General features: G+C 67.9%; 14 protein-coding genes. 10 read left to right on the top strand and 4 right to left on the bottom strand.

Features of this window, described 5'->3' with window-relative positions:
* Window positions 1-335 precede the first annotated feature (335 nt).
* The 8 genes from AC07OK_RS06310 (at window position 336) to AC07OK_RS06275 (ending at window position 10,715) form a co-directional block, all read left to right on the top strand.
* Window positions 336-806 (top strand): chemotaxis protein CheW, encoded by a 471-nt coding sequence (locus AC07OK_RS06310; RefSeq protein ID WP_494689493.1) that lies wholly within the window; start codon window positions 336-338, stop codon window positions 804-806.
* Window positions 803-2,302 carry a CheR family methyltransferase gene (locus tag AC07OK_RS06305; RefSeq protein WP_494689492.1) on the top strand — a complete coding sequence of 500 codons (1,500 nt, stop codon included), beginning with the start codon at window positions 803-805 and terminating at the stop codon, window positions 2,300-2,302. The genes AC07OK_RS06310 and AC07OK_RS06305 overlap by 4 nt, the downstream gene beginning before the upstream one ends.
* Window positions 2,299-2,838 (top strand): chemotaxis protein CheW, encoded by a 540-nt coding sequence (locus tag AC07OK_RS06300; RefSeq protein WP_494689491.1) that lies wholly within the window; start codon window positions 2,299-2,301, stop codon window positions 2,836-2,838. Before AC07OK_RS06305 ends, AC07OK_RS06300 begins: the two co-directional genes overlap by 4 nt.
* Entirely contained in the window at window positions 2,831-4,840 is a 2,010-nt protein-coding gene (locus tag AC07OK_RS06295; RefSeq protein ID WP_494689490.1) for a response regulator, read from the top strand. Before AC07OK_RS06300 ends, AC07OK_RS06295 begins: the two co-directional genes overlap by 8 nt.
* Window positions 4,837-5,868 carry a chemotaxis-specific protein-glutamate methyltransferase CheB gene (cheB, locus tag AC07OK_RS06290; protein WP_494689489.1) on the top strand — a complete coding sequence of 344 codons (1,032 nt, stop codon included), beginning with the start codon at window positions 4,837-4,839 and terminating at the stop codon, window positions 5,866-5,868. The genes AC07OK_RS06295 and cheB overlap by 4 nt, the downstream gene beginning before the upstream one ends.
* On the top strand, window positions 5,865-8,774 hold the full coding sequence (locus AC07OK_RS06285; protein ID WP_494689488.1) for a response regulator: 2,910 nt from the start codon (window positions 5,865-5,867) through the stop codon (window positions 8,772-8,774). The genes cheB and AC07OK_RS06285 overlap by 4 nt, the downstream gene beginning before the upstream one ends.
* Window positions 8,775-8,800: 26 nt before the next feature.
* A complete protein-coding gene (locus AC07OK_RS06280) occupies window positions 8,801-9,169 on the top strand; it encodes a response regulator (protein WP_494689487.1) in 369 nt (122 codons plus the stop codon).
* A 76-nt stretch (window positions 9,170-9,245) separates the two neighbouring features.
* Entirely contained in the window at window positions 9,246-10,715 is a 1,470-nt protein-coding gene (locus tag AC07OK_RS06275; RefSeq protein WP_494689486.1) for a CHASE3 domain-containing protein, read from the top strand.
* Here AC07OK_RS06275 and AC07OK_RS06270 read toward each other — a convergent pair whose 3' ends face one another.
* Window positions 10,716-11,384: a DUF6901 family protein gene (locus tag AC07OK_RS06270; RefSeq protein WP_494689485.1), complete on the bottom strand. Its 669-nt coding sequence runs from the start codon at window positions 11,382-11,384 to the stop codon at window positions 10,716-10,718.
* A 99-nt stretch (window positions 11,385-11,483) separates the two neighbouring features.
* Between AC07OK_RS06270 and AC07OK_RS06265 the strand changes: the two genes are divergently transcribed.
* Window positions 11,484-11,618: a hypothetical protein gene (locus tag AC07OK_RS06265; protein WP_494689484.1), complete on the top strand. Its 135-nt coding sequence runs from the start codon at window positions 11,484-11,486 to the stop codon at window positions 11,616-11,618.
* A 17-nt stretch (window positions 11,619-11,635) separates the two neighbouring features.
* Here the strand turns inward: AC07OK_RS06265 and AC07OK_RS06260 are convergent, their stop codons facing one another.
* From AC07OK_RS06260 to AC07OK_RS06250, 3 genes are all read right to left on the bottom strand, one after another.
* Window positions 11,636-12,406 carry a substrate-binding periplasmic protein gene (locus AC07OK_RS06260; protein ID WP_494689483.1) on the bottom strand — a complete coding sequence of 257 codons (771 nt, stop codon included), beginning with the start codon at window positions 12,404-12,406 and terminating at the stop codon, window positions 11,636-11,638.
* 12 nt (window positions 12,407-12,418) lie between these two features.
* Window positions 12,419-13,357 (bottom strand): porin, encoded by a 939-nt coding sequence (locus AC07OK_RS06255; protein ID WP_494689482.1) that lies wholly within the window; start codon window positions 13,355-13,357, stop codon window positions 12,419-12,421.
* A 202-nt stretch (window positions 13,358-13,559) separates the two neighbouring features.
* Window positions 13,560-14,606: an ABC transporter substrate-binding protein gene (locus AC07OK_RS06250; RefSeq protein WP_494689481.1), complete on the bottom strand. Its 1,047-nt coding sequence runs from the start codon at window positions 14,604-14,606 to the stop codon at window positions 13,560-13,562.
* A 291-nt stretch (window positions 14,607-14,897) separates the two neighbouring features.
* On the opposite strand from AC07OK_RS06250, the gene AC07OK_RS06245 reads away from it, so the two are divergent.
* A complete protein-coding gene (locus tag AC07OK_RS06245) occupies window positions 14,898-15,155 on the top strand; it encodes a beta-galactosidase (RefSeq protein ID WP_494689661.1) in 258 nt (85 codons plus the stop codon).
* Window positions 15,156-15,272 lie beyond the last annotated feature (117 nt).

Raw genomic sequence — 15,272 nt, 5'->3', positions numbered from 1 at the left:
CGCGACCGCATCAGCGACTCCCCTATGGAGCAGCGCGCAAGCAATCACGGATGGATTGTCAGTTGCAGGCGGAACTCTAACCATAAATACTATCCCTTCATGCAATGAAATGCACGAGATCAATACAGCCGTTGTTTTCTACGAAAACGCGCTGTCCGCAGCCTCACGGGTGATGCAAGGCGCTTGCGAAAATGACTCAATCGCAGATTGTGATGCCCCGAAGCCAATTTACATCATGTGATTTTTGGATAGATTCTCTGTTAGAATCTTCTGTAACCTTCATGGAAGCGCAGCCCGCTTCCCACGCATTGTGCTGCTCAGTGAAATGGATCTCCATGACATTCGATAGCGAGGCATTGCATTCAGTACTGTTGTGCCGCAGCGGGCAACGCCTGTGTGCGCTGCCGTTGCGCCATGTGCGTGAAATCATGCGGGCGCTGCCGGTCGATCCGGTGCCCGCCATGGCCGACTTCCTGCTCGGCCTGGCCCTGATCCGCGGCGTCCCCGTTCCCGTCATCGATTGCGCGCGCCTGGTCGGGCCGTCCCGCTCGGCGCAAGTGTCGCGTTTTGTCACCTTAAGCGTCGGCCCGCGCCAACTGGCGCTGGCGGTGGACGGCGTGCTCGGCGTGCGCCAGCTGGCCGCCGCCGCGCTGGCCGAGATCGCTCCCTTGCTGGACGCCAGCGACGACGGCCTGGTGCAAGCGATCGCCACCCTCGACGCTGAATTGCTGCTGGTGTTGCGCGCCGGCCGCATGGTGCCCGAGGCCATGTGGGACGCGCTGGCGGCAGGCGAGGCCACCGTATGAACCTCGAGCCGACCTCCACCCAGGTGGCGCAGTTCCGCGACCTGATCGCCGAGCGGCTGGGCCTGCAATTCGATGAAACCAAGCTGGGCAACCTGGCCCGGGTGCTGGCCCTGCACGCGGGCGGCGACAGCGCGGCCTTTATCGCCACGCTGGCGGCGGCGCCGGCGCCATGCGAGGCGCTGCACCGGCTGGCGGTCGACCTGACCGTCACCGAGACCTATTTTTACCGGAATATCGAGCAAATCCACGCCTTTGCCGAAGTGGCGCTGCCGGCCTGCTGGCAGGCGCGCGAAGGCTTGCCGGTGCGGGTGCTGTCGGCCGGCTGCGCCTCCGGCGAGGAGCCGTACACGCTGGCCATCACCGCGCGCGAGGCGGGCCCGCTGGGCGCCGGCAGCGTCGAGATCCGCGCCGTCGACGCCAATCCCGCCATGCTGGCCAAGGCCGCGCGCGCGCGCTACTCGGCCTGGTCGCTGCGCGAAGTCAGTGCGGCCATGCGGGCCCGCTGGTTCACCCGCGAAGGCGAGCTGTATGTGCTCAACGACAGCGTGCGGCGTTCGGTGCGCTTCGACCAGTGCAACCTGGCCCAGGACGACGACCAGCTGTGGGCGCCCGGCAGCTACGACATCGTGTTTTGCCGCAATGTGCTGATGTACTTCAGCCCGGCCCAGGCGCAGGCGGCGGTGGCGCGCATCGCCGCTGCGCTGGCGCCCGGCGGCTACCTGTTCATGGGCCACGCGGAAACCCTGCGCGGCCTGTCGCACGATTTCCACCTGTGCCATACCCACGCGACTTTTTATTACCAGCGCAAGCTGTATTCCGGCGCCGCGCCGCTGCCGGCCGACTTCAACCAGCCGCCCTGGACCGGCGTGCAGACCCGGCCCACCTTGTTCGACGACCCGGCCTGGGTCGACGTCATCGCCCGCGCCGCGCAACGCATCGACACGCTGGCGGTGGCCGTGCCGCGCGCCGGCGCCATGCCGTCGGCGCCGGCGCAGGCCGACCTGCACCACGCGCTGACCTGCCTGCACAACGAACAGTTCGAGCAAAGTCTGGCGCTGATCGACAAGCTGCCGCAACAACATGCGGAGGACCCGGACGTGCTGCTCTTGAAGGCCATCTCGCTCAGCCAGAGCGGCGCGCTGATGGCGGCGCAAAACGTCTGCCATCAATTGCTGGCGCGCGACGAGCTCAACGCCGGCGCCCAGTACGTGCTGGCGCTATGCCGCGAGGAAGACGGCGACAACGCGGCGGCGCTGGCCCATTACCGCAGCGCGGCCTACCTCGATCCCGGCTTCGCGCTGGCGCGCCTGCACATCGGCGTGCTGGAACGGCGCATGGGCGACGCCGAGGCGGCCCGGCGCGACCTGGCCCAGGCCCTGATCCTGCTTCAGCATGAGGACGCCTCGCGGCTGCTGCTGTTCGGCGGCGGCTTCCCGCGCAGCGCGCTGGTCGGATTATGCCGGGCCGAACTGGCCGCACTGGGAGCCGCGCCATGACCCCGAACAGCCTGCCGGCCGACAGCGCGCGCCAGCTGCGCGAGCAGTTCGACCGTTCGTTCGCGCTGGCCCCCAGCCTGCCGGCGGCCGGCAGCGCCAACCTGCTGACGATACGCATAGGCGCCGAACCCTATGCCATCCGCCTGGCCGACATCCGCGGCCTGCACGCCGACCGCCGCATCCTGGAAGTGCCCAGCCCCATGCCGGAACTGCTGGGCGTGACCAACTTCCGCGGCCAGATCGTGCCGGTCTACCAGCTGACCACCTTGCTGGGCAAGGCGGCCGCCGGCGCGCCGCGCTGGATGGTGCTGGTGCAGGCCAGCGCGCCGCTGGCGTTCGCCTTCGAGGCGTTCGAATCCCATATCTGCGCCAGCGCCGAACAATTGATCGCCTCGGCCGACGCCGGCGGCCACGGGCAGCAATGCGAGGCGGTCCACACGGCGGGCGGGGTGGTGCCGGTGCTGGCGATCGCCGCGCTGGCGGCCGAGGTCGAGGCGCGCACCCTCCGCGTACAGCAGGGAGGCGGGCATGGCTAAAGATCCCTACCGCTATTTCCGCATCGAAGCGCGCGAGCTGATCGAACAGATCGGCAAGGGCGTGCTGGCGCTGGAGCAGGGCGTGCGCGACGCCGAACAGGTCGCCTTGCTGCTGCGCTGGGCCCACACGCTGAAGGGCGCGGCGCGGGTGGTGCGGCAGGCCGAGATCGCCGACCTGATCCACGGCGTCGAGGAATTGCTGGCGCCCTTGCGCAGCGACGCAGCGCCGCTGCCGCGCAGCACCGTCGACCAGTTGCTGGCCGCCTGCGACCGCGTGAACAGCTTGCTGGCGCAGCTGCCGCAAGCCGAGGCCGCCCCCGCGGCGCCCGGTCCCGTGCAGGCCGCCGGCGGCGGGTCCGCTGCTGAAACCGAGGCCGAGGCGCCGCAGCGGCTGGGCCGCGCCGACGTGCTGGAAGTCGACGTGCTGCTGGAAGGGCTGGGCGAGATCGGCACCGAGCTGGCGGCCATGCGGCGCGCCATCGGCACGCTGGACGCCTTGCGCGAACTGGCGCTGGCGGGCGAGGCCGCGCAGGGCGGCCGGGTGCTGGTGGCGCAGCTCGACACGCTGGAACGCCGGATGGCCGGCGGCGCCGAGCGCATCGACCGCGAACTGCGCCAGACCCGCGACGCCGCCGAACGCCTGCGGCTGGTGCCGGTGGCCGGCATCTTCACCACGCTGGAACGCTGCGCGCGCGACGCCGCCCACAGCAGCGGCCGCCAAGTGGTGTTCGACGCCCGCGGCGGCCAGTTGCGGGTCGACGGCGAAGTGCTGGACGTGGTGCTGGGCGCCTTGCTGCAACTGGTGCGCAACGCGGTGGCGCACGGCATCGAGCCCCCGGCCGAGCGGCTGGCGGCGGGCAAGCCGGCCCCCGGCCGCATCGTGCTGGAGGTGGCGCGGCGCGGCTACATGGTGTGGTTCCGCTGCCGCGACGATGGCCGCGGCATCGACCAGGCGGCGTTGCGCCGCTCGCTGGCCGAACGCGGCCTCGATGCGCCGGACGACAGCGCCGGCCTGCTGGCGCGGCTGATGCAGGGCGGCGTCAGCACCAGCAGCGTGGTGACCGAGCTGTCCGGGCGCGGCATCGGCATGGACGTGGTGCGCGCCGCGATGGGCAAGCTGGGCGGCAAGGCCCAGGCCGCCAGCAGCGCGGGCGGCGCCACCTTCGAGCTGAGCGTGCCGCTGAGCTTGGCTGCGCTGGACGTGTTGCTGGTCGAGGCCGACGGCCAGACCATGGCCTTGCCGCTGGACGCGGTGCTCGGCGCGCTGCGGGTGCCGCTGGAGCAGGTGGTGCACACCGTGGACGGCGGCGCCATCGTCTACGAGGGCCAGCTGCTGCCGCTGCTGCCGCTGGCGGTGGGCGCGGCCGCGCGCGGCGCGCACCTGTGGTCGCCGCGCGCGATGACGGCGGTGGTGATCCGCAGCCAGGGCGAGTTGCTGGCCCTGGCCACCAGCCGCCTCGGCGGGGTCGACAGCGTGGTGCTGCGCGCGCTGCCGCCGCTGGTGGCGGCCGATCCCATGGTGCTGGGCCTGTACCTGGACATCGAGGGCGAGCCGCGGCTGGTGCTCGATCCCGAGGAGCTGGGCCGGGCGCTGACCCGGCGCCGCAGCAGCGGCCGCGAAGTGGCCACGCCCTGCCTGCCGATCCTGATCGTCGACGATTCGCTGACCACCCGCATGCTCGAAAGCAGCATCCTGGAATCGGCCGGCTACCAGGTGGCGCTGGCGGCCTCGGCCGAGGAGGGCCTGGAGCTGGCGCGGCAGAACCGCTACGCGCTGTTCCTGGTCGACGTCGAGATGCCGGGCATGGACGGCTTCGGCTTCATCACCGAAATCCGCGCCGATCCACAGCTGTGCGAGATTCCGGCCATGCTGGTGACCTCGCTCGACACGGCGGCCCACCGGCGCCGCGGCGCCGAGGCCGGCGCCAACGGCTACATCGTCAAGAACGAATTCGATCAGACCGCCTTCCTGGCGCGGATCGGGGAGCTGGTGCAGCGATGAACAAACTACGGGTGCTGGTGGTGGAAGATTCGCTGACGGTGCGCATGCACCTGTGCGAACTGCTGGCGGCCGACCCGGCGGTCGAGCTGGTCGGCTCGGCCGAGGACGGCAAGCAGGCCATCGAGCTGTGCCTGGCGCTGCGGCCGGACGTGATCTCGCTCGACATGATGATGCCGGTGATGACCGGGCTGGCCGCCACCGAATACATCATGGCCTATTGCCCGACGCCCATCCTGGTGGTGTCGTCCTCGGTCAACCGTGGCGAGCTGTTCCGCACCTACGAGGCGCTGGCGGCCGGCGCGCTGGACGTGATCGAGAAGCCCCGGCCCGACCAGCTCGGCTGGGGCGAGCACTACATCGCCATGCTCAAGCTGGTGGCCAAGATCAAGGTGGTGACCCATCTGCGCGGACGGCGCGCCGCCGCGCCGGTGGCGCCGCCGGCCACCATCCCGCAGCAGGGCCTGCGGCTGATCGCGGTGGGCGCCTCGACCGGCGGACCGCGCGCGCTGGTCGACGTGCTGGGTGCGCTGCCGGCCGATTTTCCGCTGCCGATGCTGGTGGTGATTCATATCGCCGAACCGTTCGGCACCGCCTTCGTCGACTGGCTGGACGACCACTGCGCGCTGGACGTGCGGCTGGCGCGCCACGGCCAGCCGCTGCCCGCGCGCGGCGTGGTGCTGGCCGCGCCCGGCCTGCACCTGGAATTGCGCGGCCGCCAGCTGGTGTGCGAGCGCGGGCCGGAGCGCCACTCGTGCCGGCCGTCGGTCGACGTGCTGTTCGACTCGGTGGCGCGCCAATGCGGCGCGGCCGCCGCCGCGGTGCTGCTGACCGGCATGGGCCAGGACGGCGCGCGCGGCATGCTGGCGCTGCGCGACGCCGGCGGCCTGACCATCGCCCAGGACGAAGCGAGCAGCGTGGTGTACGGCATGCCGCGCGAGGCCGCGCTGCTGAACGCGGCGCAGCGCATCCTGCCGCTGGCGGAGATCGGCCCGGCGCTGGCCGCGCTGGCGACCTGGAGGGCGCCATGACCGCACCGGTACTGATCGTCGACGACAGCCTGACCGTGCGGGCCGACCTGGAGGATGCGTTCGAGGAGCACCAGATCGCCACCATCGCCTGCGCCACGCTGGCCGAGGCGCGCGCGGTGATGGCCGGCCAGCCAGTGGGCCTGATGATATTGGACGTGATGCTGCCCGACGGCGACGGCATCGACCTGCTGCGCGAAGTGCGCGCCACCGAGGCCGGCGCCGCGCTGCCGGTGCTGGTGTTGTCGAGCGAAGCCCAGGTCAGCCACCGCATCCGCGGCATGCTGACCGGCTCCAACGATTATGTCGGCAAGCCCTACGACCGCGACCGCCTGGTGGCGCGCGCGATGCAGCTGCTGGAGCTGGCCGGCGCGCCGGCCGACGCCGCGCCGCTGGTGCAGGTGATCGACGACAGCCTGACCTACCGCGAACAGCTGGGCGCGCTGCTGCGCGAGCAGGGCTACCAGGTGGCGCTGGCCCATACCGGCGAGGAAGGCTTGCGGGCGATGGCGCTGCGGCGGCCGGCGGCGCTGGTGGTGGACCGGGTGCTGCCCGGCATCGACGGCGCCGCCGTGGTGCGCCGGCTGCGGCTCGACCCGGCGCTGCGCACCGTGCCCTGCATCCTGCTGACCGGGGCCGACGAGCAGGGCGCCGAACTGCACGCGCTGGAGGCCGGCGCCGACGCCTTCGTGCGCAAGGACGGCGACGCCGGCATGTTGCTGGCGCGGCTGGCGGCGGTGCTGCGCAATGTGGACGGCGGCGGCAAGCCGATGGCGCCGCAGGCCGGCCAGCGCATCCTGGCGGTGGACGACAGCCGCACCTATCTGTTCGAGCTGGCCGAGGTGCTGGGCGACGAGGGCTACGACATGATCCTGGCCGAATCCGGCGAACAGGCGCTGGCGCTGCTGAAGGTGCAGAAGGTCGATTGCGTGCTGCTGGACCGGCTGATGCCCGGCCTGTCCGGCACCGACACCTGCTACCGCCTCAAGGGCGACGCCGCCACCCGCGACATCCCGCTGATCATGCTGACCGCGATGGAAGACCGGGCGGCGATGATCGAGGGCCTGTCCACCGGCGCCGACGACTATGTGCTGAAGTCGAGCGACTTCGACGTGCTCAAGGCGCGCGTGCGGGCCCAGCTGCGGCGCAAGCAGTTCGAGGACGAGAGCCGCCGCATCCGCGCCGAGCTGATGGGCAAGGAGCTGGAGGCGGCGGAAATGCGCGCCGCGCGCGCGCTGGCCGAAAGCCGGGCCGCGCTGTTGACCGAGCTGGAACACAAGAACCGCGATCTGGAGCAGGCCGTGCAGGCGCTGGAAGAGGGCCAGCGCGAGGTGGCGGAAAAGAACCGCCAGCTGGAGCAGGCCAACCGGCTCAAGTCCGAGTTCCTGTCGAATATGTCGCACGAGCTGCGCACGCCGCTCAACGCCATCATCGGCTTTTCCGACCTGATGGCGCGCGGCGTCACCGGCGAGCTCAGCGCCAAGCAGCAGACCTGCGTCGGCCATGTGCTGGCCAGCGGCAGGCACCTGCTGGGCCTGATCAACGACATCCTCGACCTGTCCAAGGTGGAGGCCGGCAAGATGGACCTGGCGCTGGAGCCGGTCGACGCCAACACCGTGCTGCGCGCCTGCCTGTCGATCGTGCAGGACAGCGCGGCGCGGCGCGCCATCGGGCTGGAGTTCCTGCCATGCGCGCCGCTGGGACCGGTGCAGGTCGACCTGCGCAAGTTCCGGCAGATGGTCTACAACCTGCTGTCGAACGCGGTCAAGTTCAGCCACGACGGCGGCCGCGTCACCCTGTCGCTGCACCGCGTGCGGCGCCCCGACGTCGGCTACGGCGAGGACGGCGAATGGACCAGCCGGCTGTTGCCGCTGCCGGCCGGCGGCGAGCTCGAATTCCTGGAAGTGCGGGTGCGCGACGGCGGCGACGGCATCGCCGCCACCGACCTGCTGGCCTTGTTCGAGACCTTCAGCCAGCTCGATTCGTCCAGCTCGCGCCAGCACGAGGGCAGCGGGCTGGGCCTGGCGCTGGTCAGCCGCCTGGCCGAGCTGCACGGCGGCACGGTCGGCGTCACCAGCGCGCCGGGGCTGGGCGCGCAGTTCTCGGTGTGGCTGCCGCTGCGGCTGGAAGCGCAGGCCCCGGCGCCCGATCCGGCCAGCCGCCGGGTGCTGGTGATCGAGGATGACGAGCACGCGGCCGAACTGCTGCAGCTGCATCTGGAGAGCATCGGTTTCGCCGTCAGCCACGCGCGCGACGCCGTCACCGCGCTGGCCATGGCGCGCAGCGACGTGCCGGACCTGATCACGCTCGACCTGCTGCTGCCCGACGCCAGCGGCTGGGCGGTGCTGGACGAGATCAAGAGCAATCCCCGGCTGGAAAGCGTGCCGGTGGTGATCGTCTCCATCCTGGCCGAGGAAATGAAGGCCTGCGTGCTGGGCGCGGCGCAGCTGCTGCAAAAGCCGGTGTCGCACCAGAGCCTGCGCGACGCCGTGTATGCGCTGGGGCTGGGCGACGACGACGCGCTGGCGCCGACGGTGGTGATCGTCGACGACGCCGCCACCTGCGCGCGGCTGAGCGGCGACCTGGCCGCGCTGAACTACAAGGTGCAGTGCTACGCCGACGGCGCCAGCGCGCTGGCGGCCATGCCGGCGCTGCGGCCCAACCTGCTGATCATCGGCCTGGTGCTGGCCGACATCAGCGGCTTCGAGGTGATCGCCGCGCTGCGCCACGGCGCCGCCGCCGAGGTGCCGATCCTGGTGCTGAGCGACCGCAGCGTCAGCGACGACGACAAGCGGCGCCTGAGCGGCCAGGTGCTGCGCATCATGGAAAAGGACAGCTTCAGCCGCCGGCAGTTCCTGTTCGAGGTCGGCCGCGCGCTGCAACAGCGCGCCGACGAGCCGCGGCAATGAGGCAAGCACGATAAGCGGGGTGGAAGATGGCACGCATACTGATCGTTGAAGATACGCCCGGCAACATGCTGCTGACCAGCATCATGCTCGAGAGCGGCGGGCACACGCTGTACTGCGCCGAGCGGGCGCGCGCCGGCATCGCCATCGCCCGCGAGCAGAGGCCGGACCTGATCCTGATGGATGTGCAGATGCCGGAGCTGGACGGCATCGCGGCGGTCGCCATCCTCAAGGGCGACCCGCTCACGCAAGCGATACCGGTGGTGGCGTTGACCGCCTACGTGATGAAGGGCGACCGCGAGCGCATGCTGGCGGCCGGCTTCGACGGCTACATCGAAAAACCCATCGATTACGACAGTTTCATGGCCGAGGTCACACGCATCCTGGGGCCGGCATAGCCAGGGCGTCGCCATTTGAGCATGCAAGGGTAGGCGGACCGATCCGCCGGTTGGGGAATTGAGGGAGCGAGGCATCATGAACAAAAACTGGACCTTTGGACGCAAGCTGGCGTTCGGCTTCGCGGTATCGTCGACCTTCCTGATCGCGATCGGCGTCGCCGCCTACTGGAGCATCTACGTGCTGATCGCCACCGCCAGCTCGGTCAACCATACGCAGAAGGTGCTGGAGCACGTGACCGCCCTGGTGAGCCAGATGAAGGACGCCGAGACCGGCCAGCGCGGCTACCTGCTGACCGGCGACCCGGCCTACCTGGAACCGTTCCTGGCGGCCGCCGCCGCCACGCCGACGGTGCTGGCCGAGATGCGCAGCCTGACGGTGGACAACCCCGGCCAGCAGACCAGGATAGGCCAGGCCGAGACGCTGGTGACCGCCAAGTTCAACGAGCTCAAGCGCACCATCGACCTGCGCAAGGCCGGCCATGGGGATGAAGCGATGAAGATCGTGCTGAGCGGCGAGGGCAAGAAGGTGATGGACACCCTGCGCGCGGTGTGCGAACAGATCAGCCGCGAAGAACTCTCCCTGCTGAGCAAGCGCGAGGCCGATGCGGACGCCACCTCCAACAGCGCCAAGATGACCATCGTCGGCGGCACCTTGCTGTGCCTGCTGTTCGTGATCGCCGCCGGCTTCACCATCACGCGCTCGCTGACCGACCGGCTGGGCATGGCGGTGGGCCATGTGCAGAGCTCCTCGGCCGAACTGCAGGCCGCCGCCACCCAGCAGGCGTCCGGCGCCCGCGAGCAGGCCAGCGCCATGAGCGAGATCAGCACCACCATCAGCGAGCTGGGCGTGACTTCGCGCCAGATCGCCGAGAGCGCGCAGCGGGTGGCGCAGATCGCCGAGCAGACCGCGGGCGCGGCGCGCAGCGGCGAGGGCACGGTGGAACGGGGCCAGGAATCGATCGCCGGCATCCGCCGCCAGACCGACCTGGTGGTCAGCCACATGCTGGACCTGGGCCGCAAGTCGCAGGAGATCGGCGCCGTGCTCGACATCGTCTCCGAGCTGGCCGAGCAGACCAACATCCTGGCCATCAACGCCACCATCGAGGCCAGCGGCGCCGGCGAGGCGGGCCGCCGCTTTGCCGTGGTGGCGGAGGAAATCCGCAAGCTGGCCGACCGCGTGGCCGCCTCGACCAAGGGCATCCGCATCCAGATCGACGATGTGCGCGGCGCCGTCAACACCACCGTGATGGCCACCGAGAGCGGCGCCAAGGCGGTCGACCTGGGCGCGCGCCAGTTTGCCGAGGTGGCGCTGGCGTTCAAGCAGATTTCCGACCTGGTCAGCACCACCACCGAGGCGGTGCGCGAGATCGAGCTGTCGACCAAGCAGCAGGCCACGGCGGCCGACCAGGTGCGCATCGCGGTGTCGGACGTGGCGCAGACCACGCAGGAGACCGAGGCCAGCTCGACCCAGACGCTGCAGACCGCCTCGCAACTGGCCGGCCTGTCGATGGACCTGCGCCGGCTGGTCCATCCGCAGGCGGTGTGATCAGCGAACGGCGGCGAAGGCCGCCTTGATATCGTCCAGTTTATCGTCGATCGAGTAGGGCAGCGCCTTGGCCAGCAAGTCGAGGATGATCAGCGCGTTGATGGCGCCATCCTCGTCGACCGCGTGGCGCAGGCGTTTGGCCATCGCGCTGTTGACGCTTTGCAGCGCCAGGTAGCGCGCCTTCAGGCCGTCCAGTTCCCAGTCCGGCGCGCCGCCGTCGCGGGCGATGAAATACTGTCCCAGCAAATAGGTGGAGGCTGCGCGGTAGATGGTTTCCTCCTCGGTCGCGAACGGCAGGTGGAAGTGGGCCATCGGACGCAGAAAGTCCGTGTGCGGGCAGGCGCTGCTGGCCGCCAGCAGGCCCATCAAGGCGCCCACGCCGCGCTGCACGGTGGTGTGCCTGGCGACGCTGCGCTCGGCCATCTCGACCCGCACCTCGACCTGTTCGTAGGAGCGCAGCTTGCCCATCATCGCGATCAGGGGAACGAAACGCAGCGCCATCGGGCAATGGGGCGTGCTGCCGGGCGGCAGCGGGCAGTTGGGGCACTGCTGGAACGCCAACGCGGTCCATGCCGGCAAGCCAGACGTCTCCTCCGCGGCAACGTCGCCGACTGCGCAACTCGCGCTCTGGCCGTCGGCAAAGCGAAAGTGATAAACCACGTTCTGCATGGACACTCCCCGGTTGAGTCGGAATTGACAGGCTACTCCTAAATGCCCCAGCTCGGTTGATTTTGGATCGTCGGCCCGGCGCAGGAAAAGCTGGAGCTGATGAAGCATCTGATCAAGCATCATCCGGCCGTCGCCCACTGCGTGATGAGCGTGGAAAGCGCCGACCATCCCACCGACGGCCAGCTGCTCAAGTATGCGCGCAAGTATTTCCTGAAGGCGGACATGCTGCGCTGATCTCGGCCAGGCGAGCGCTAGCCACCCTTGCCGTCGCCCAGGTATTTTTGATAGATCGCGTTGAACCGCCCACTGTCCTTCAAGTGCTTGAGGCCGGCATTGAAATCGTCGCGCACTTTTTTGTCGCGGAACACGGCACGATAGTCCATTGGGTTGAACTTGACGAAGCTTTGCTCCACCACGGCCTTGGGATGGAAGCTTTTATTCAGTTTCAGTTGCAGCGTGAAATACCTGAAGATATTGCGGTCGCTGAGCACGATGTCGTAGCGTCCGCGATCGAGCGTGAGCACTTGCAGCGCCTGGTCGTTCTGCTCGTAGTAGTGGCCGGCCTTCTTGACCTCGTCGAGCCATTCCGGATAGCGTTTGGCGGCGCCGGCGAACGAGATGACGGTCAGGCCGCGCAGGTCGTCGGGCGTCTTGATGTCCAGGTGGCGTTCTTTCAGGCTGACGAAGACGTTGTCGTAGAAAACCGCGGGATCGCCGTAGTACGCGCCCCATTTCTCCATGTCTTCGCCCAGATCGGTCATGGCGGCATCGACATCGCCGGCCTTGAACGCGACCGGGATGCGGGCGAAGGGATAGTAGTGCGGCTTCATGACATGGCCGCGATAGGCCAGCGCCTCGCGCAGTATTTCCACTTCGATGCCGGAATCGGTCTCGGGAAAACAAAACGGCGGTATCTTTTCGCCGAAGGCCATGCGGACCGTGTCGGCGGCAGCCAGCGGGCTCGATAAGCAGGCCACCAGCGCGCCGAGCAACAGCGGGATGAAGCGATGACGTGCACTCATGGCGTTCCCCACTCAGAATTGATGGCGCATGCCAGCGGCGACCAGCCGGCGCGTGCCGCCCGGCAGTGCGGCCTGGTAGCTTGCGGCGCTGCCGTTGCGTAAATTCGAACTGACGACATACAAATTGGTCCGCTTTGAAAGTGTGTAGTAATAACCCAGCGCCAACTGGGTGGCATTGGCATTGCGGACGATGCGGTCGGTCTTGTGCACGACATCGGCCGCGATCAGGCTGCGGCCAAACGGGATGCTGACGCCCACCAGCGTATCGCGGGTGTCGAGCGTGGCGTTATTGCGGCTGCGCGCCAGCACCATCCAGCCCCGCAGCGGACCGAAGTCGTAATTCCCCGCCACCAAGGTGCTGCGCGCCGCGCGCACGCCGAGCGCATCATTGGTGTCGTGGTAGGCCAGTTCGACATTCAGCGGTCCCGCAGCATAGCCGGCATCGGCGCTGACCTGGCGATTCGCCGATGCATTGCCGGCCACCTCGCCGGCGCCGTAGGCCAGGTCGGCATAGAAGCCATGCAGATCCGGCAGCGAGTATTTTACCGTGTTGTCCATGCGCACGCCGGAATCCTGGAACACCCGGGTCGACTCGCCCGGTCCCTTGGCGTCGAACGGATCATTGGTGGCGATGGCGCCGAAGTAGGGCGTGAACATCCGGCCCAGCTTGATGCTGCCGAAGGCGCCGGACAATCCAACCCAGCTCTGGCTGCCGAAGGCGCGCCCGGCGAACGATGGATTTCCGGTGTCGGCTTCGATCTGGGATTCGACCACAAAGCTGGCGCGCATGCCGTCGCCGAGGTCTTCATTGCCTTTGAAGCCGAAGCGGGAGGCGGTCTGCTGCCCGCTGTTGACGGCGGTGGTCGACTTGCCGGAGTCGCGGTCGGCGACGACGGCCAGATCGACCACGCCATACAGGCTGACGCCGTTCTGGGCCAGGGCTTGCTGCATGATGCAAGCAAGCGGAAGCAGCACAATTCGCCATGTTTTCACTCGATCTCTCCTGCTAAGAAACGGGCAGGGCGCCTTCATAGCCGGGCGCCTTGGGTGCGGACAATATTAACGTTCTACACCGCGTAGTGACGGGAATCAAGCATTCTGTAAATTATTTGGCTGCGGCATGCCGGCTTTACGACACCTTGTGGTGGCCGTGTCAATGCGGCGGATCAGCGGCCGCGACGGACTCTTTCGCCGCATCCATCAAGTCGGAGGGCACCGTAATCCCAAATCGCTTGATCAGTTTGAGGTCGAAGGCCACACCTATCCTGGCCGGCGTTTCGGCCGGAATCGCGGCAATGGGCTCGCCGGCCAGCAGGCGGGCGATCATCCTTCCAGCCTGTTGTCCCATGCCCGGCAGCGACGGGTAGATGCACATGGTCGCTCCCCATCCCGCACGGGCGTCAGGTTCGATGATGCCGACCAGCGGTTTGTTCGCGTACTTGACCATGGTGCGGGCAAACTCCGGATTGATGCCCATTTGATCGTTCGGCGCGAGAAACAGGTCGACCTGGTCGTTGAGCTCTTCGATCAGCGGCACCGTTTGCATCGCCATGCGCTGCGTGCCGTTGTCGCCCCTGACGAACTTGACGCTTCGGTACAGAATCTTCAAGTCTTTAAACTCGGGGTCGCTGGCCAGCATTTTTTCCAGCCATGCGCGATAGCTGGCCGACTGCGGCATGTCGCCATGAATCAGGCCGATGGTGCGGGCGCGCGGCATCAGCCGCCGTACGAATCGCAGACGGTCCTTGACCGGCACCGGAAAGGAAACGCCGGTCATATTCCGGGTCGGCGCCACGCCGAAGCCGCCGATCATTCCCAGGCCAACCGGATCGGTGACGGAAGCGAAGACGAAACGGCTGTTGGGATGCTCCGCCGCTATCTTCACAAATGCCTGGGCCGCGATGGTGCCGGCGATGTACACCACGTCAAAGTTCGCTCCGTGCTTGAGCTCCCAGATGTGGGTAGCCGCGCCCTCAAACTGCGAGAGCGAATAGCGTTCGACGTCCAGGTTGCGGCCGACGACGAAGCCGTGGCCTGCAAGCGATTCGAGCATCGCACCGGTGATGGTGATATAGGGCTCTGTCCTCTGGGTGTCAACCACCAGCAGTCGCCTGGGCGGCGCGGCGGCGCCCAGCGGGGGCCATGCCACTAGCCCTGCAATTAGCAGCGGCAACGCAATGATGGTGCGGCGGTCGCTCATATACCTTCCTCCGGTCATCGTCATGATACTCCGTTCGGCGGCTCCGGGGCCGTGAGCGGGCCCATGCCTCCGGCATTTAAATCGCAAGATAAATTACCTTGTAACTTTCGATTTAAGAATAAGTTTGACGTACAAGCTTTCGTTAAATTCTGATGTTTACGTTCTTATTCTTTCGAAAAGAAAAGTAGTAATAACTTGAGGAGACTAGCTTGCAATACAAGGACATGAAGCGGCTGGCGGCACTGGTCCTACGGCGAAAACCACGCCTACATGGCCACCATCCAGTAACAGCTGATCGACGCCGGTTTCGATCTGCCGCTGTTCACGTCCGACGGCCGCGACCCGACACTGCTCGACCGCGGCACTTTGCCTGGCCTGACGCCGGTGGTCAATTTCAACGGCACGGTCGACGAGGTGAAGGACGCCTTCACGCGGTTGGCCGCCTCCCGCCCGAACACGCCGCGCATGGCCGGCGAATACTGGGCCGGCTGGTTCGACCACTGGGGCGAGCGCCGGCACCAGCTTCGGCTGGCAGCCCGGCCCCAATAAAAAGGCCGCCATGCAAACATGGCGGCCTTTTAGCGCTTCGACCTAAAGATTGCTACCTCGCACCAGCAGGAAAATAAGGCATACAGCCCTGGCATTTTTGAAGGTGCCCGACCCGAA

This window comes from Duganella sp. GW821-FHT07G03 (assembly GCF_059418605.1).
Note: the sequence above shows the minus strand (reverse complement) of the source record. Positions and strands in the feature narration are given on the sequence as shown.